The organism is Lysinibacillus sp. GW823-FHT06C08 (genome assembly GCF_058795135.1).
Genome location: NZ_JBXAHN010000001.1, coordinates 181,745 through 199,603 on the forward strand (window position 1 = coordinate 181,745; position 17,859 = coordinate 199,603).

Below are 17,859 nucleotides of genomic sequence, written 5' to 3' on the forward strand. Positions count from 1 at the left end.
AGAAAGAATCCAATCAGATTAATCACACTGACGGAAATCTAAGCGCATTCTCATTGATTTTTTGGCGCATTGACAAAGGGGAATAGGGGCGCTAAAAAATAATTTGGCGTAATTGAATGGGCAAAGGGAGGAATTAAACATGAGCAATATTTCAACAGAAAACACGCCACCTACAATGAAAGATAAAATCCTTTCTGGTGGTTTACCAAAATATCATGACAAAAATGCACAGCAAGGGAAGCTATTTGTACGTGAACGTCTTGAATTATTATTAGATGATGGTCTTCAATCAGAGGATGGCCTTTATGCAAATTGTTTGGCAGGCGATTTACCTGCTGATGGTGTTGTCACAGGGATTGGTAAAATTCATGGTCGTACCGTTTGTGTTTTAGCTAATGACTCAACGATTAAAGCAGGGTCATGGGGAAAGCGTACGGTTGAAAAGATGATTCGTATTCAAGAAACTGCAGAAAAACTTAACTGTCCGTTACTATATTTAGTTGATTCAGCAGGTGCACGTATTACAGATCAGCTAGAAATGTTCCCAGGTAGAAGGGGCGCGGGGCGCATTTTCTACAACCAAGTCAAGTTATCAGGTAAAGTACCACAAATTTGTCTACTATTCGGACCGTCTGCGGCAGGTGGTGCCTACATCCCTGCATTTTGTGATATCGTTGTCATGGTTGAAGGGAACGCATCTATGTATTTAGGATCTCCTCGTATGGCTGAAATGGTTATTGGAGAGAAAGTAGATTTAGAAACGATGGGTGGCGCAAAAATGCACTGTTCAGTTTCCGGTTGTGGAGATGTGCTAGCCAAAACAGAACAAGAGGCCATTGCCTATGCTCGTAAATATTTAGGCTATTTCCCTAATAACTATGCAGAACGTAGCAAAGTAGAGGCACCTAAACCACCAGCTACATTCGATAAATCGATTGAGGAATTGATACCACAAAACCAAAACGTTCCTTTTGATATGTATAAGTTAATTGAACGTATCATTGATGAAGATTCGTTTTGTGAAGTGAAGAAATTATTCGCACCGGAATTAATTACTGGTCTTGCACGTATTAAGGGGCAACCAGTAGGGATTATCGCGAATCAACCTCGCGTTAAGGGAGGCGTATTATTCCACGATTCTGCTGATAAAGCGGCCAAGTTCATTTCTCTTTGTGATGCTTTCAATATACCCCTTCTATTCTTGGCGGATGTTCCAGGCTTTATGATCGGCACACAGGTCGAAAAAGCTGGTATTATCCGTCATGGCGCAAAAATGATCTTTGCAATGAGTGAAGCAACTGTTCCAAAGCTAACAGTAATTGTTCGTAAAGCATATGGTGCTGGCTTATATGCCATGGCTGGTCCTGCCTTTGAGCCAGACTGCTGTATCGCATTATCAAATGCTCAAATTGCAGTAATGGGTCCAGAAGCTGCAGTCAATGCAGTTTATGCAAATAAAATTGCCGAGCTTCCGAAAGAGGAGCAAGCAAGCTTTATAGCTGAAAAACGAAAAGAGTACCAAGAAGAAATTGATGTGTATCGATTAGCATCAGAATTAATTATTGATGATGTAATTGAGCCAAATGATTTACGGAAGGTGCTTGAAAATCGTTTAGAGCTTTACATGTCAAAATACTTACTTTTCTCACAACGTAAGCATGGGGTAAATCCAGTATAAATACTTATGGGAAGGCTGTCTCTCTTTCAGGAGGCAGCCCTTTTTAGTCGATAAATAGTTAACAGCTACTTGCATGGTCTTAAGGAGCATATTAAAATATGGGAAGGAATAAAGGGAAGCGGGTGTTTAGCATGTCAAAAAACAACATAACGGATGTTCAAGGTAATGCCAAGCTCCCATTACCATATCGAGATGTTATTGATACATATTATTTACCAATAAAAATAGTGGGTTGGATGTTATTTAGCATCTATTCTTGTTTGGCTTTTTATAAATTGGTCATCGATCGTTTAGTTAATGTAGTCGTTGTGTTATGGGAAGGTGATTATTCCGTCGGTGACTTAGGGCTGTTTGATTACAGTAGTTGGCGATTAACTACTAATTTTATACCCTTTGAAACGATTTTCCGTTATATAAACTACTCTCAATATTTTAATTGGGATACGATAATTATTAACTTACTTGGTAATTTATTAATTTTCACCCCTATGGGCTTTTTACTGCCATTACTCTCGAAGAGATTCCGCAAAGCAGGCGTTATACTTTGCTTAGGCTTTTTTGCCAGCCTTAGTGTGGAAACGATCCAATTTATTTTTACAGTAGGATCTGCGGATATTGATGATTTAATTTTAAATACTATTGGTGCATGGCTCGGTTATTTAGCTTATAAGGGTCTATTGATTACACCGAAAAAATAGGAAAGCAGCCGGTTTATATAGAGGCTGTTTTTTTTATTTATTAACACTATTTATTTTGTGCGAATGGTAGTAAATTTTATTGAAATCGAAATGAAAGTACTAAAGGACTGAAGCATATATCCTTTGAAATTAGGTATTTATATCTAAAAATGATATTAATTTGTACCCCTTTAGGTGGTTAGTAGTCATTTATACTTGAATTTAATAATGAAAATTCCGATAATAAGTGTACAGAAGCTGTTTCGAAGGAATAGATATAGTGATAAAAAATGTTCATATCTAGTAACAAAATAGCATATGAAGATAGAAGGATGAGGTGAAAACTATGAAAATATATAATTCAATGGAGCAAGATAGATTATCATCACCATTTAATCGAAAAAAGTTCTTGCAGCGCAAAGAAGCGGGAGATGCATATCGAAAAAATGCAATGTATTTTCAACCAAAGAAAAATCCATTATTGCTTGAGCTTGAAAACCTACTATTAGGACGCACAGATCAAGATTTATATGAGCAACAACAAGAAGATGCAGAAGTAGTAACACCCCAACAGCAGGCCATTATGGAAGATTTACAGCAAACTTCAAAGAATGTTCATGCACATGAGCAAGCTTATAAATGGGCAATTGGTCATCATGACGGATCACCTGTTGTAAATAATCCAGATATGAATGATACATTACAGGTTTTAGAGCAGGTGCGAAATGCAGCATTATCACCGTCAAAGCCTTCTGCTCAAGATATACGTTTAGCAGAAAACGTGGATGCTCAAATTCAGCATATTTTACATGAAGCCAACTCTACCGTTGACGCAATAGATGAACAAAACCAACCTTTTGACAATGAAGTGACTACAGTAAAGGTTCCTGAACGTTTCTCAAAGGAATTGAAATTGGACCCATTTGCAGATACAATTTTCGGTAAGAGCCATGACGCTGCTTTAAAATTGAGAGCCTTCAAACAGGCAACTGAAAAGTATGCAGCACATGTTCAAATGACGAAAAATGGCTATCGTCCAGGCAATGATTCTATGTTCTCTTTGATAGCCTAATGTTGTAGATAGGAGATTACGGTTATGGCGAAGGCAAAGCATGCCAAAACAAATGCGATAAGATTATTAGAGCAGCAAAAAATCCAATTTGATGTGATTGAATATGAAATTGGCGACGGTCAAGTGGACGGTGTGTCTGTTGCCGAAAAAATTGGGCAGCCGGTTGCTCGTGTTTTTAAAACATTAGTAGCAAGGGCAAGTGCCCACAAGCTCTTTGTATTTGTTATTCCAGTGGCTGACGAACTGGATTTAAAGGCTGCCGCAAAGGTAGTTGGAGAAAAGAAGATTGATATGCTACCTGTAAAAGATTTACTTAGTTATACAGGATATGTCCGTGGTGGATGCTCGCCGGTAGGCATGAAAAAATTATATCCTACGGTAATCGATGAAACTGCTCAACAACAAGGCAGTATCATTGTAAGTGCAGGAAAAATAGGCATGCAAATGCATGTTCAGCTTAATGATTTGAAGAATATTACAAAGGCCCAGCTTGCGCCAATTACAACTACCCATTAGTAAAATCGGGTAGTTTTTTATTTTCATAGAATACGGTCATTTATCCTTCCATTCATAAACACGATTTCACGATATTTTCAGAAAATATGATACAGTAAGAGCATTATCAAACATAGAGAGAGGGCTAGGAAATGCGCAAAATAATGGGGTGGCGCTGGACATTTTTTATTGGTGGCTTGATTGTGATGTCACTGGGAATTACGATGTCCATTAAAGGGAAAATAGTTGGAACAAGTCCTTGGGATGTCTTGCATGTAGGATTATTTCAAAACTTCGGATTAACGATTGGTACATGGTCTATATTAACGGGTCTTTTTATTGTCGCATCAACATCGATTGTTTTACGAACATGGCCCAAAATTGGTACATGGCTGAACATGCTACTAATCGGTTCATTCATCGATGTATTTAACTGGTTATTGCCTTCAACAGATGTATATGGTCTACAAATTACATATTTTATTATTGGTTTATTTGTCTTAAGCTTTGGCTGTGGTATGTATATTGCTCCAAATATGGGAGCAGGCCCTCGTGATACATTAATGATGATACTCGTCGAAAAATTTGGCGGATCTATTAAAACTGCGAGAATGGGCATCGAAGTTCTAGTGACCATTGTAGGGTGGCTACTAGGTGGGCCAGTTGGAGTAGGAACAGTATTAATTGCATTAACCTCAGGATATATTGTGCAATATTCATTACCTTATTGCCGCAAAGTATTAATGAAATGTATTGGCCATATAGAAGACATGAGACCTTTTTATTAAACTATAAAGCTACTTTTATCTGTTAAGGATAGGGGTAGCTTTTCATCTTTTTTAGTGTTCCTTCATATAATGCAAGGCAGAAACAAAAGGAGGAACGACATTTGAACGGAAATGTGACGTATTATTTTGGACACGCATTGACTGGGCAAGGTGTGAAACATTTATATAAAGAAATGATGGAGGAAGCGGAGCTAGTTTATTTTTTACAAGGTGCCTCTACATCTAAAGGATCAGAGCTGTTGAAGGAGCTGGGTTATTTTTATGTTAAACAAGGCTTTGCTGTCGAATGGTTTAAGCACGCGTTATTAGAGGAAGTAGTCGAGGCTGTTTATGTAAAGGGTTGTAATAGACTGTATGTCTGGGCATCAGAATGGGATATAGAGCCAACATTACTTGGGACGAAGCATCGTGTTATGTCTTTTTATGATTGCTTGGAGGATGCTCAGCTTGAGAAAGTTGGAGAGCAACTGGCAAATGCAGTACAGGAACGTACAGCTTGGCGTGATAAATGTATTGCCAAGCTAAACCATGCTATCAAGCTGCACGATGATTGGGAGGTTGTGACGCAAAGCTGCATGAATTGGCAGGCATTAAATGAACAGGTGGAAAATTTAAAATCGGAAGTCTTCCAATCTATAGTTTTAAATAAAACGGGCGAACGAACACATCGTTTACTTGGAACGTTAACGCCTAGAGGGGCAGAAAATACAGTTGAAAGCATCACAAAAAATATATCGACAAGATTAATGATTAAAGGCAAACCGGGTACGGGCAAATCCTCCTTGATGAAAGGCTTAGCAGATGAGGCGAATGCAAGAGGACTGGATGCCCAAATTGTATGGTGTGGCTTAGATGCAGGATCTGTCGATATGGTCATTATCCCAGAACTAAATTTCTGTATTTTTGATAGTACGGAACCTCATATTTTTGATCCACAGGATGGTCGATTAGGCGATAAGATATTTGATATTGGGCAACATTGTGCGCTTACGAAAGAGGCGGAATTAGCAATAGCGGAAGTACGAGAACGCTATAAAGAAGCCATGCAAGATGCGATGGGCTATTCAAAGCGTTATGCAGAAGCAGAATATACAGTGCGACGTTTATTGGATCATTGCCTATCCGCCTCTTTATGGCGAGAAAAAACAGCGTCATTATTCGAAAGATTAACAAAATAATTTAGCTAAAGGCTTGCTTGTGCTAAACTAGGAGCTAGAACTGTTTTCCTAGGAAAGGATGATACGCTTGTCAAAAGTATTGAATGCATTTTTAGACGAAAACCTACAAGCCTTACATGAACAAGGCTTATACAATGAAATTGATCCAGTAGAGGGTGCGAATGGCCCGATTATTCAGGTACGTGGCAAAAATCTTGTTAACTTATCTTCTAACAATTATCTAGGCTTAGCAACTAATGAAGAATTAAAGCGTATTGCCAAAGAAACGATTGAAAAATACGGTGTTGGAGCAGGTGCTGTACGTACTATTAACGGGACGCTTGACTTACACGTTAAATTAGAGGAAAAGCTTGCTGAATTTAAAGGAACAGAAGCAGCTATTTCTTATCAATCTGGCTTTAATTGTAATATGGCAGCTATTTCTGCTGTTATGGATAAAAACGATGCAATTCTTTCTGATCAATTAAACCATGCCTCTATTATTGACGGTTGTCGTTTATCAAAGGCGAAAATCATTCCGTTTAATCACTCAGATATGGATGATTTACGTGCTAAGGCAAAAGCGGCAAAAGAATCTGGATTATACAATAAAGTGATGGTTATTACGGATGGTGTATTCTCAATGGATGGCGATATTGCTAAATTGCCAGAAATTGTGGAAATCGCCAAGGAATTTGATTTAATTACTTATGTTGATGATGCACATGGTTCAGGTGTAACAGGTAAAGGCAAAGGAACTGTGAAGCACTTTGGACTAGAAAAAGAGATTGATTTCCAAATTGGTACACTATCAAAAGCAATTGGTGTCGTGGGTGGCTATGTAGCTGGGAAGAAGAACTTAATTGATTGGTTAAAAGTTCGTTCACGTCCATTCTTGTTCTCAACAGCTTTACCACCAGGTGATGTGGCAGCCATTACAGCTGCTGTACAAATGCTAATTGATTCTACAGAGCTTCACGATAAACTGTGGGATAATGGTAACTATTTAAAAGCGGGATTAGCGAAGCTTGGCTTTAATATTGGTGAATCAGAAACACCAATTACTCCTTGTATTATTGGAGATGAAAAGCTGACACAAGAATTTTCAAAACGCTTATTTGAAGAAGGCGTTTATGCAAAATCAATCGTATTCCCAACCGTTCCTAAAGGCACAGGTCGCGTTCGTAATATGCCAACAGCAGCTCATACAAAAGAAATGCTTGATGATGCGTTAGCCATTTACGAGAAAGTTGGTCGTGAATTAGGTGTAATTCAATAATACGAAAAGGCTACCTCCGTTGTGGAAGTAGCCTTTTTGCTTACAATGAAAACGGGTGCTTCTTTCCAATCAAATTCTATGAAGTGACGGATAGCTCGAGCAGAGTGACAGATAGCCTTAGTAAAGTGACGGATAGCGCGGGCAAAATACCGGATAGCCTGAGCAGAGTGACGGATAGCTCGAGCAGAGTGACGGATAGCGCGAGCAAAGTGGCGGATAGCCAGAGTAAAGTGACGGATAGCCAGAGCAGAGTGACGGATAGCGCGGCAAAGTGGCGGATAGCCTAAGGAAAGTGACGGGTAGCCCGCCCAAAGTGATCGATAGCTCGTCAAAATAAAGGGCTTCTTATTTTGAGCGTATTACATTCGCTTTTTTTAGCTGCTGGACTTCATGATCAGTGATGTTTAATGCCTGCAAAATTTCTTCATTATGCTGTCCTAAAGTTGGCGCTGCACTAGTTAATTGACCCGGCGTGTGTGAGAATTTTGCTGGGAAACCTAGTGTTCTCATGGGCCCAGCAGTTGGATGGTCATAGGACAAGACCATGCCACGCTCTAAAATATGGGGATCATTTAAGGTTTGGTCATAGGAATAGATAGGGCTGGAAGGTACGCCGTGTTCATCTAAAAGCTCCAGCCAGTAGGTTGCTGGATGTTTCGCTAATTCACTTTCAATTTCTGCCTCTAACGCCTTTACATGCTGAGCACGTGAATAGTTAGTAATAAAGAGGGGATTGTCTAACCAATCAGGTCGTTTGACAACTTTTGTCGCAAAAATTTCCCATAGCTTTTGATTGCCAGCACCTATTAAAATATAGTCATCCTGTGTTTTAAAGCCTTGATACGGTGCGGAAACTCGATGGGCAGTTCCTGTTCGCTCGGGTAATTCGCCCTGACCAAAGTAGGCAGCGGCCTCCCAAACAGTCCAAGCAAGCCCAGACTCTACTAAAGAAACATCGATATATTGCCCCTCACCACTGCGCAGCTTATAAATATAGGCCATTAAAATAGATTGTAAGGCCGTTTGGGCAGCGGCAATATCATTGACTGCAAAGCCAACTTTTACAGGTCGGCCCTGTGGTTCACCAGTCATATGCATTAAGCCACTTAGACCCTGTGCCATAATATCATAGCCACCTTTCTGGCTATAAGGACCCGTTTGTCCATAGCCAGAAATAGAGCAGTAAATGAGTCCAGGATTAAGGGTTTTTAAAGTATCATAATCAATCCCTAGCTTTTTCGTAACACCTGGTCTATAGTTTTCCACAAGCACATCAACAGATTGGATAAGCTCTTTGAATAAAGCCAAGCCCTCTGGCGTTTTTAAATTTAGACATACACCCTTTTTATTGCGATTAACCATCATATACATATGACTTTCTTCATGAATGAACGGGCCCATTGCTCGGGTGTCGTCTCCATTTGGATATTTCTCGATTTTAATAACTTCTGCGCCCATATCCGCTAAGACCATTGTGCAATAAGGGCCCGCTAATACTTGTGATAAATCAACAACTTTTAATCCCTCTAATGCCTGTTTCATTTAACCTCAGTCCCATCATTTTTGACTAATGTAATCGTACGTAACCCTTCAACGGAGGTTGTCCCTGCTAGTGCAATGGAAACCTTTAATTCATCATAGATATTTGTCATTACTTTTTCGGCACCTTGTTGTCCCTCAAGGGCTAGGCCATAGACGAAGGGACGCCCAATTGCTACAGCATCTGCTCCTAAAGCAAGTGCTTTTAAGGCATCCATCCCGCGATATACACCACTATCTAAAATAATAGGGATTTGTCCATTGACAGCACTCACGATGGGGGGAAGGGCATCAAGTGAACCAATAACACCATCTAATTGTCGGCCGCCATGGTTCGATACGATAATACCGTCAATCCCATTTTCAAGGGCTAGCTTTGCATCTTCAGGATGTAAAATTCCCTTTAGTAATATAGGAAGATTTGTACGCCGTTTTAATTCACGAACATGTTCCCAATTGAGTGTAGGGTGGAAGACATTTTGCAAGACGCCTTGTACATACGATTCAAATGAATCATTAGGCAAAGAAGCCATAAAGACAGGATCATTTATGTAATTTCCTTTTGCGTAGCCTAGCTTTAATGGTGAAAATTGATTGCGTACATCTTCTTCTCGCCATCCAAGCATTACTGTATCGACTGTTAAAACAATAGCTTCAAAGCCTGCTGACTCTGCTCGTGCGGCCATACTAAATGCAATTTCTTCATTTGTAGACCAATACAATTGAAACCATTTTGTTGCTGAAGGGGCAGCTTCGGCAACATCTTCGAGTGCATAGGTGGAGACTGTGCTTTGAATATATGGCATATTTAATTGCTGGGCAGCGCGTACAGCGGCAAGTTCACCTTCCTCGTGAACCATTCCGTTCATGCCGACAGGGGCAAAGAGCAATGGCGTTGGGTATGTTTTCCCGAACAAATTAATGGTTGTATGAACGTTTGAAACATCATTTAAGAAGCGGGGAACAATGGAGTATTTTTCAAAAGCTGAACGATTATTACGTAATGTTTGTTCACCGCCAGCACCTGAGCGAATGTAGCCGAATGGCCCAGCTGGAATTTTTTCCGCTACTGCTTTTTCTAAATCAGCAAAGCAAATGGGGAAGGGGGCTTGGGCAGTGATATTTTTTAAGAGTAGGTCACCATCAGTTGTATTTGTCATCGTTACTACCTCACTTATTTATTGAAAATAGGCTTTCTTTTATTTAAAAAAGCTTGAATACCTTCGTTATAATCATCAGAACTAAATGAATCGAGAATCAATTGAGCCAGCTCATCACTCTCTGCATTTTCTCCATCCATTATAGCTTGAATTATTTTTTTACTACCTGCATTGGCAATAGATGATTTACTTAAAAGATGCTCAGCAAATTGCATAGTGGCATTTTCAATTTCCTGCGGCTCATGAAGGGCAGTAATCAAACCAATGCTTTTGCCTTCCTCTGCTGTAAAAATGTTTGCTGTGTATAAAATCTCTTTAGCCTTCGCGACACCAACAATATTAATAAGACGTTTAGTGCTTTCAAGATTATAGACAATCCCAATGTTGGCAGCGGTAATGCCAAGCTTACTCTTTGGTGTCGCCAATCTAAAGTCACAAGCATTGGCTAACTCTAAGCCGCCGCCAATCGCTAAGCCCTGAATCATGGCAATCGTAGGATGTGGGAATTTATAGAGGGCATCAATAGCCTTTAAAGCTAGATCATTATAGGCTTTAGCATTATCCGCAGCATAACGAATATCTAAAAACTCACTAATATCAGCACCTGAGGAAAAGGCGACTTCATTGACACCGCGCACAATTAATAGCTTGATAGACATATCTGTACGTAACTGTTCTAGCTCGTCTATGATCGCTTGGAACATTGCCCTCGATAAAGAATTTCGTTTGTCAGGACGGTTTAACACTAGCGTTGCGATATAGCCGTTTTTTTCTACATAAATCTCAGTTGACATGGATATCCTCCTCCTAGTCTTTCTTCAATTTGGCTGAAATGCGGTTACCTATGGATTGTATGCTTTGTACAAGGATGATTAAAATAAACACCGTTGCATACATGACATCTACCTCATAGCGTAAATGACCATAACGGTAAGCTAGGTCACCTAATCCGCCAGCACCAACCATTCCCGCCATTGCTGTTGCGCCAATCAATCCAATTGTAGCGATTGTTAAGCCTAAAATAATGGATGGGCGTGCTTCGCGTAATAATACATGCCAAATGATATGGCGACGTTTAATACCCATAGCTGTGTAGGCTTCGACAACGCCCGAATCAACTTCTAAAAGCGCTGACTCCATCAGTCGTGCAATATAAGGAGCCGTATAAACTACAAGCGGAACAATAACGCCTTTAACGCCAATCGTTGTACCGACGATAACCTTTGTAAAAGGTAAAATGAAGAATAGTAAGATGATGAATGGTACTGAACGGATAATATTGATGACTAGATTAAAAAATTGATAGAAAAATTTATTTTCAAAGGATTGACCAGGTCGTGTTAAAACAATTAAAAGGCCTAAAGGTATTCCAATTAAAATCGAAAAGAATAATGAAATTCCGACCATTTGAAATGTTTCGATAATTGCTTTGCCAATAACCTCTGACCAATCATTAAAGAAATTATTCATGGATCTCTCCTCCTAACTCTTCCACAGTAACGCCATTCTCTGCAAAATAGGTTAGCGCCTTTTGAACAATGTTGGGCTCTCCGTTTAAATGCACCACAATATTACCAACAATGCCGTTTTTTAATTCAATAATATTGGCTGTTAAAATGTTTGGTTGTACATCATATACTTTGCTCACTTCAGCTAATAATGGCTTACCAGTACTTTCTCCAAGAAATGTTAAACGAATGACGCTACCTGAAACATTTAACTGCTCAATAAGAGAAGGAGTTAAGTTACGTTGTGAAATGGTACTTAAGAACTTTCTTGTAGTAGGGTGTTGTGGTTTTGCAAAGAGCTCAATAGCCGTACCAAATTCAACTACTTTCCCTGCCTCTAGAACAGATACCTCATCACAAATTTTCTGAATGACATTCATTTCATGTGTAATCAGTAGGATTGTAATTCCTAATTCACGATTAATTTTTAACAATAGTTCAAGAATAGCCTCTGTAGTCTCAGGATCAAGCGCACTTGTTGCTTCATCACTAAGTAAAATTTCTGGCTCTTGCGCTAGAGCACGTGCAATTGCGACACGTTGCTTTTGTCCACCTGAAAGCTGATTAGGGTAGCTATCTAGCTTTTCTGTTAAACCTACAATTTCGGCATATTTAGCCACACGATTTTTGACTTCTGTTTCGTTATAACCAAGTAGCTTTAAGGGAACTGCAATATTGTTATAAACAGTTGCTGTCTTTAAGAGATTAAAATGTTGAAAAATCATACCAATCTTTTGTCGTGTTTGACGTAAGTCATGAAGTGAAAGGGTAGTAATATCCACATTGTCAATCAAGACTTTGCCTGCTGAAGGACGCTCTAGTAAATTAACACAACGAATCAGCGTACTTTTACCGGCACCACTATACCCAATTACACCATGAATTTGCCCTTTTTTTACATGAAGATTGATTCCATCCACAGCCTTAATACTGCCTTTTTTTGTCTTATATTCTTTTGAAATATTTTGTAATTGAATCATCAGATTGATTGCTCCTTTCTTAACTTCTAAAAAGCAAGAATCTGCGTGGTTTCCATAGTGGAAATTTGGCAGATTCTTTAGCTTATCGCACGTATTACCAGCTAGGGATTACAGAACCTTTGAATTCCTCTTCAATGAATTGGCGTACTTCATCAGATTGATAGGCCTCAATGAACTTTTTAATCGTTGGGTCGTTTTCATTTTCTGCACGAACGACAATGTAGTTCACATATGGAGAGTCAGTAGATTCTAAAAGAATAGAGTCCTCTTGCGGATTAATGCCAGCTTCCAGCGCAAAGTTAGTATTAATAGCAGCTACATCTACTTCACTAAGCTGCTTAGGAATTTGTGCAGCTTCTAATTCTATGAATTTTAAATTCTTTTTGTTTTCTTCCACGTCACGAACAGATGCTGTTAAGTCCGCTCCATCTTTTAATTTAATATAGCCTGCCTCTTGTAAAACAAAGAGAGCACGCGCTCCATTTGTTGGGTCATTCGGTAAGCCAAATGTTGCGCCTTCAGGAACATCATCCAATGATTTATATTTTTCAGAGTAAATACCCATTGGATTTAAAATTGTTTTGCCAACCGGTACTAAATCTGTATCGTGATCTTTATTAAATGTATCCAGGAAAGGCTTATGCTGATAGCTGTTTGCATCAAGATCTCCTTCTGCTAAGGATGTATTTGGTAAAACATAATCAGAAAATGATTTTAGTTCTACTTCTAGACCTTTTTCCTTTGCAACTTTAGCAGCTACCTCTGCAATTTGCTCATGAGGTCCTGAAGTGACACCCACAACAATTTTATTTTCATCGATAGCTTCGCCTTTTCCTTTGCTATCATCTTTAGAGCCACAGCCCGCTAGTGCTGCTACTAATGTAAGACTTGCTAAACCTACTAAAAATTTATTTTTCTTCTTCATGAAAACTACCTCCAAAAATTGTTTTATCGGTTTTTGAAAATAAAAAAAACTCTCTTACAAATTAAGAGAGGCTCATGAAAAAAGTCCTCTCTTATCTATCAAACGAATTTCGTTTGCAGGATTTAGCACCTTCCTTTATAAAAGGAGGTTGCCGAGCTTCATAGGGCCAGTCCCTCAGCTACTCTTGATAAGAGATTCATATTATATTTTTGTATTTCCGATAGAACTAATATAATTTATAGGGTATAGTAAGTCAATAAATATTTTTGAAATTTTTTATATTGTTATAATATTTTGTCGTGAAGGAGGGAGAAGATTGTCCGTAAGAGTTAATTATGGCATAGGTTCATTTGGTAAGGTGATTAGTGCACGTCTTCTCATGGGAACAGACATCATTGAAGGAATTGAGGCACTTTGTGAAGAGAATAAAATTGAATCAGCAACCATTATTAGTTGTATTGGTAGTTTTCAAAAAAGTAGCTTTGTTTATTTAGTACCTGATGAAACTTCCCACATTAAAGTTCGATTTAGTGATGTGGTTGAGAAAGAGGGGCCACTCGAGTTTATCCAAGGTTCAGGAGTTGTTTGTAAGCGTGATGCACAATATGAAACGCATTTCCATGGTTCCATGAGCGATCAATGGGGAGTGGTTTCAGGCGGTCATTTTATAAAGGGCGGAAATATCGTCATAACAGCAGATGTAGTGCTGGCAGAAGTTCAAGGCATTCAGCATATCCGTCAGTTGGATGATGAAACAGGTCACGTACAATTTTATCCATTAGAACATGGGTTAGATCTTCCAAGGAAAATTGAAAAATAGTAAGTCCTGTAGCTAGCGAAAGCTACAGGACTCCATTTTGTTCCATGTTTAAAATAATTTTAATTGCTCAATTCTATGCATGGCTTCTCGTAACCGTTCCTCGCTTACAAGCAAGCCAATGCGCACATAGCCTTCCCCATATTGACCAAAGCCATTTCCTGCGGCTACCGCAATATCAGCTTTGTCGAGCAAAATATCGGCAAATTGTTCACTAGTAAAACCTAATGGGACAGAGAGCCAGGCAAAGAAGGTGCCCTTTGGTGCCGTTACTTGCCATCCGATTCTATGAGCTTCTTCGATTAGAACATTTCGACGACGCTCATAGGTAGCTCTTAGCTCATCTGCACATTCCTGTGAAGATGTAAGGGCAACAGCTGCTGCTTGTTGAATAGCAGGAAATTGACTACAAAACAAATGATCTTGAATAAGATTAATCGCGGCAATCAAATCAGCATTACCAACAGCAAAGCCTATGCGCCAACCTGCCATATTATAAGTCTTTGATAATGTGTACATTTCGATTCCAACTTCTTTTGCACCATTGGTCTGTAAGAAACTAATAGGTTTATTGCCATCAAATCCAATTGCACCATAAGCAAAATCATGTGATACGATGATATTATGCTCTTTAGCAAAACGAATGGTTTCTTCAAAAAATTCAAGTGTAGCTGTACCACCCGTAGGATTATTTGGGTAATTTAAGTAAAGTAACTTTGCTTTCTCCTTAACTTCTTTAGATAGGGCATCATAATCAGGTAAGAAATTATTTTCAGCAAAAAGTGGCATCACTTCAAAATTAACATCACCTAATACAACACCAGATAAGTAGTCTGGATAGCCCGGGTCTGGTAATAGCATAGTATCGCCTGGATTTAACACAGCCAAAGGTAGCTCAACAAGACCAATTTTTGTGCCACCAAGAATCGCTACTTCAGTATCAGGATCAATCTCCACATCATATTCCCGTTTATAAAAGTCGGCAGCCGCTTGACGTAATTCGGCGATACCACGAAAAGGTGAATATTTGTGGTTTTGAGGATTTTCAGCTGCTTCCTGCAATGCTTGAATGATATGAGTAGGCGTAGGTTGGTCGGGATTTCCTTGCCCGAGATTAATCACATCACGACCTTCTTCCAGGGCATTGTTTACTTTTTGGACAAGCGCTGCAAAAAATTGAGTGGGTAATTGCTGTAGTTTTTTAGAGAATTCCATGCATGATCACCTTTTTCAGAATATAATAATTATTATTGAAGAATATGAAGCAAATAGTAGTACTTTTTTTGTTAATTGTCTAGAGGAGGAATGAATATGAAAATCGGTTGTATTCAGTTAAACGTTGGCTTCGGCAAAGTAGAAGAAAATTTTATACGGGCAGAGGACAAGATTCGTGAAGCCGCAAAACTAGGGGCAGAAATTATTGTGCTTCCAGAAATGTGGAATACGGGCTACGCACTAGAGAAGCTACCAGAATTGGCGGATGTTAACGGTGAGCGTACAAAGGCATTTTTAGCTAACTTAGCGAAGGAACTTAGTGTACATATTGTCGGTGGCTCCGTTTCAATAAAAAAGGACGACAAGTTTTACAATACGATGTATACATTTGATAACAATGGATTACTTGTTGGGGAATATAACAAAGCCCATCTTTTCCGTTTAATGGACGAGCATCTTTACTTAGAAGCTGGAGATGATATGAATCGATTCGCGCTAGGACCTATTGAGGCGGCTGGTGTCATTTGCTATGATATTCGTTTCCCTGAATGGTTACGTGCGCATGCCCTCCGAGGAGCGAAGGTGCTGTTTGTACCAGCTCAATGGCCGACGCCTAGAATTGATCATTGGAAAACATTGCTGCAAGCACGAGCGATTGAAAACCAATGCTTTGTTATAGCAGTTAACCGTATTTCGAGAAAAGTAGAAAACTTTAATGGGCAATCGATGATTATTCAGCCATGGGGTGAAGTGCTTTGGGTTGGTGCTGAAGAAGAGGAAATAGCAGTAATTGATGTGGATTTCTCCATTGTTGATGAAGTACGTGGAAGAATTCCTGTATACGATGATCGTCGACCAGGACTTTATCAAGATGTTGTGGTGAAAGGATAATGAGATGGCACGTTGAAGGGGGAGAGCTCTTGAACGTGCCTATTTTTTAACTCTTGTCATCAATTAAGGAATTTGCAAGGAGCATAAATTCCAGTGTGATGCGATTATGACCCTTCATGAAATTTTCTCCGAGTAAACTTTCAAGCTTTTTTAAGCGGTGATACAGTGTTTGACGAACAATAAACAATTGGTTAGCCGTTTGCTGCTTGGAGCCGTTTGATTGTAAATAGACTTGTAAGGTTTCAAGAAGCTTGCTGTTATATTTTTCATCGTACTCAATAACTGGCTGTAAATAGTCGTTTATAACCTCCTTTAAATTCACCTGCATTTGTAATTTATAGATTAAATGATACAAATGCAAATCATCATAAAAGAACGAGGAAGTTTGCACTTTGCGGCAAATATATAATGTTTCTAATGCAGTTTGATAGCTTTTGGAGATTTCTTGTACATCAGCTACAACTTTACCAACCGCTATTTGAAACCCTTGAGTTTGCTGTTTTTTATAAAAATCAGTTTTGGGCAGTGAGGTAAAGATGCTATTTAGTATTTCTCGAATCGCTCGACAATCTTTTGTATGAAGTAAAATAAAAATGACATAGCTTTTTCTTTCGAATAAAAATGGGATAAAGCCATGCTGTTCAAAGAGATTACGATAATAAAGTTTACTATAGACAATATCCTCCTGCGCTTTCATTACTGTATTGGGAGTGGCCAAAACAAAGACAGCCCCACTAGATTGTGAATAGTTAGTATAGTGAGAAACGATAAATTTATAGATTTCCTCCTTGTTCAGTTTTTGGTCGATCCAATCAGCTAAAATCGAAGCGTCCTCAATATTCTTTTTCTCCTCAATATAGAACTCTCGCATTAATAATTGCGCTAATGCTGTTGCTGTACGGTCTAAAATTAATAATTCAAACTCTGAGAATAGGCCATCTTCACGAAAAATCGTTAAATCTGCATAATGTTGATCAAAAATAAAGATGGGCTCATGTTTAAATTGCTGAGCATATTTATTCAAAGCTAATAATTGCTGACGGTTACTTTTTGTCATGTTGGGAAAAAAGATAGGTTCCCGTCCCTTAATGGAAAACATAATTTGTGTTTTCAATTCGTTATACATATTTTGTAAAATATCATCCGTGTTTTGTCCTAAGACCGTATTTTTATTTAAAGTTTGTGAGTAGGATTCTAGTGTCGAAACCATTAAATATTGCTGATTAATAATTTGACTGTGTAAATCCTGTGTAATGCGAACAAAAGGAACCGCTTCATGAAAAACAATAATCGGGAACTGATGACGATTTGCAATAGCAAGTATTGCTTCTGGAACTGCTTGAATAGAAGAGCCATACTCAATACAAAGGGCAGCACAATTTTTATCGATTAAAGATTCAATAAACGTCATAAAATCTTCGATGCCATGTTGAAGACTGATCCCCGTTGTTAACACCAGCTCTTCTCCAACTAAAAAATTATCTACATGGACTATTTCAAGAACATGTGCCCACTTAACGATTCTTAATAGCCCCTCATGACCTGCAACTACCTCTGCATTCTGAAAGTATTTATTTTCTAACACATGAAGTACTTTAAGTTGGAATTGGCTCAATATAGCTCCTCCTTTTGAAACATCTTCCACGTTTTATATATCTATTATTTCTCTTTCATGTTA

18 protein-coding genes and 1 riboswitch are annotated in these 17,859 nt (G+C 38.7%); of the genes, 9 read left to right on the forward strand and 9 right to left on the reverse strand.

Annotated elements, in window-relative coordinates; translation table 11 throughout:
• Window positions 1-139 precede the first annotated feature (139 nt).
• From AC1Q6O_RS00855 to AC1Q6O_RS00885, 7 genes are all read left to right on the forward strand, one after another.
• Entirely contained in the window at window positions 140-1,678 is a 1,539-nt protein-coding gene (locus AC1Q6O_RS00855) for an acyl-CoA carboxylase subunit beta (protein WP_446936505.1), read from the forward strand.
• Window positions 1,679-1,809: 131 nt separating this feature from the next.
• Window positions 1,810-2,376 carry a VanZ family protein gene (locus tag AC1Q6O_RS00860; RefSeq protein ID WP_237068739.1) on the forward strand — a complete coding sequence of 189 codons (567 nt, stop codon included), beginning with the start codon at window positions 1,810-1,812 and terminating at the stop codon, window positions 2,374-2,376.
• Between the two features lie 325 nt (window positions 2,377-2,701).
• Window positions 2,702-3,427 (forward strand): hypothetical protein, encoded by a 726-nt coding sequence (locus AC1Q6O_RS00865; protein ID WP_043990083.1) that lies wholly within the window; start codon window positions 2,702-2,704, stop codon window positions 3,425-3,427.
• Between the two features lie 24 nt (window positions 3,428-3,451).
• Window positions 3,452-3,943, forward strand: a complete 492-nt coding sequence (gene ybaK / locus AC1Q6O_RS00870) for a Cys-tRNA(Pro) deacylase (protein WP_089985971.1) — start codon at window positions 3,452-3,454, stop codon at window positions 3,941-3,943.
• A gap of 131 nt (window positions 3,944-4,074) precedes the next feature.
• Window positions 4,075-4,710 carry a YczE/YyaS/YitT family protein gene (locus AC1Q6O_RS00875; protein ID WP_090002458.1) on the forward strand — a complete coding sequence of 212 codons (636 nt, stop codon included), beginning with the start codon at window positions 4,075-4,077 and terminating at the stop codon, window positions 4,708-4,710.
• A 101-nt stretch (window positions 4,711-4,811) separates the two neighbouring features.
• A complete protein-coding gene (locus AC1Q6O_RS00880; RefSeq protein WP_008176106.1) occupies window positions 4,812-5,888 on the forward strand; it encodes a hypothetical protein in 1,077 nt (358 codons plus the stop codon).
• A 58-nt stretch (window positions 5,889-5,946) separates the two neighbouring features.
• Window positions 5,947-7,146, forward strand: a complete 1,200-nt coding sequence (locus tag AC1Q6O_RS00885) for a glycine C-acetyltransferase (RefSeq protein ID WP_008176104.1) — start codon at window positions 5,947-5,949, stop codon at window positions 7,144-7,146.
• Here AC1Q6O_RS00885 and AC1Q6O_RS00890 read toward each other — a convergent pair.
• The 7 genes from AC1Q6O_RS00890 to AC1Q6O_RS00920 all read right to left on the reverse strand — a co-directional run bounded on the left by AC1Q6O_RS00890 (window position 7,140) and on the right by AC1Q6O_RS00920 (window position 13,258).
• Window positions 7,140-7,478, reverse strand: a complete 339-nt coding sequence (locus tag AC1Q6O_RS00890; RefSeq protein ID WP_492400873.1) for a hypothetical protein — start codon at window positions 7,476-7,478, stop codon at window positions 7,140-7,142. The genes AC1Q6O_RS00885 and AC1Q6O_RS00890 overlap by 7 nt on opposite strands.
• A gap of 13 nt (window positions 7,479-7,491) precedes the next feature.
• Window positions 7,492-8,688 carry a CaiB/BaiF CoA transferase family protein gene (locus AC1Q6O_RS00895; RefSeq protein WP_008176101.1) on the reverse strand — a complete coding sequence of 399 codons (1,197 nt, stop codon included), beginning with the start codon at window positions 8,686-8,688 and terminating at the stop codon, window positions 7,492-7,494.
• Window positions 8,685-9,845 carry an alpha-hydroxy acid oxidase gene (locus tag AC1Q6O_RS00900; RefSeq protein WP_043990080.1) on the reverse strand — a complete coding sequence of 387 codons (1,161 nt, stop codon included), beginning with the start codon at window positions 9,843-9,845 and terminating at the stop codon, window positions 8,685-8,687. Before AC1Q6O_RS00900 ends, AC1Q6O_RS00895 begins: the two co-directional genes overlap by 4 nt.
• 14 nt (window positions 9,846-9,859) lie before the next feature.
• The gene (locus AC1Q6O_RS00905; protein WP_239354113.1) at window positions 9,860-10,639 is read right to left on the reverse strand and encodes an enoyl-CoA hydratase/isomerase family protein; all 780 of its coding nucleotides are present in this window, start codon (window positions 10,637-10,639) and stop codon (window positions 9,860-9,862) included.
• A gap of 13 nt (window positions 10,640-10,652) precedes the next feature.
• Window positions 10,653-11,315 (reverse strand): methionine ABC transporter permease, encoded by a 663-nt coding sequence (locus AC1Q6O_RS00910; RefSeq protein WP_008176095.1) that lies wholly within the window; start codon window positions 11,313-11,315, stop codon window positions 10,653-10,655.
• Window positions 11,308-12,333, reverse strand: a complete 1,026-nt coding sequence (locus AC1Q6O_RS00915) for a methionine ABC transporter ATP-binding protein (RefSeq protein ID WP_008176093.1) — start codon at window positions 12,331-12,333, stop codon at window positions 11,308-11,310. The genes AC1Q6O_RS00910 and AC1Q6O_RS00915 overlap by 8 nt, the downstream gene beginning before the upstream one ends.
• A 94-nt stretch (window positions 12,334-12,427) precedes the next feature.
• Window positions 12,428-13,258, reverse strand: a complete 831-nt coding sequence (locus AC1Q6O_RS00920) for a MetQ/NlpA family ABC transporter substrate-binding protein (protein ID WP_089985975.1) — start codon at window positions 13,256-13,258, stop codon at window positions 12,428-12,430.
• An 88-nt stretch (window positions 13,259-13,346) separates the two neighbouring features.
• A riboswitch (SAM riboswitch) is annotated at window positions 13,347-13,452 on the reverse strand.
• Window positions 13,453-13,574: 122 nt separating this feature from the next.
• Between AC1Q6O_RS00920 and AC1Q6O_RS00925 the strand changes: the two genes are divergently transcribed.
• Window positions 13,575-14,078: a PPC domain-containing DNA-binding protein gene (locus AC1Q6O_RS00925; protein WP_089985976.1), complete on the forward strand. Its 504-nt coding sequence runs from the start codon at window positions 13,575-13,577 to the stop codon at window positions 14,076-14,078.
• Window positions 14,079-14,126: 48 nt separating this feature from the next.
• On the opposite strand, the gene AC1Q6O_RS00930 is transcribed toward AC1Q6O_RS00925, so the two are convergent.
• Complete coding sequence (locus tag AC1Q6O_RS00930; RefSeq protein ID WP_427534311.1) at window positions 14,127-15,290, reverse strand: pyridoxal phosphate-dependent aminotransferase; 1,164 nt, start codon at window positions 15,288-15,290, stop codon at window positions 14,127-14,129.
• A 96-nt stretch (window positions 15,291-15,386) separates the two neighbouring features.
• Here AC1Q6O_RS00930 and AC1Q6O_RS00935 point away from each other — a divergent pair, with 96 nt between their 5' ends.
• Window positions 15,387-16,181, forward strand: coding sequence for a carbon-nitrogen family hydrolase (locus AC1Q6O_RS00935; RefSeq protein ID WP_089985977.1), 795 nt, complete (start codon window positions 15,387-15,389; stop codon window positions 16,179-16,181).
• Between the two features lie 46 nt (window positions 16,182-16,227).
• On the opposite strand, the gene AC1Q6O_RS00940 is transcribed toward AC1Q6O_RS00935, so the two are convergent.
• Window positions 16,228-17,796, reverse strand: coding sequence for a PucR family transcriptional regulator (locus AC1Q6O_RS00940; protein ID WP_089985978.1), 1,569 nt, complete (start codon window positions 17,794-17,796; stop codon window positions 16,228-16,230).
• Window positions 17,797-17,859 lie beyond the last annotated feature (63 nt).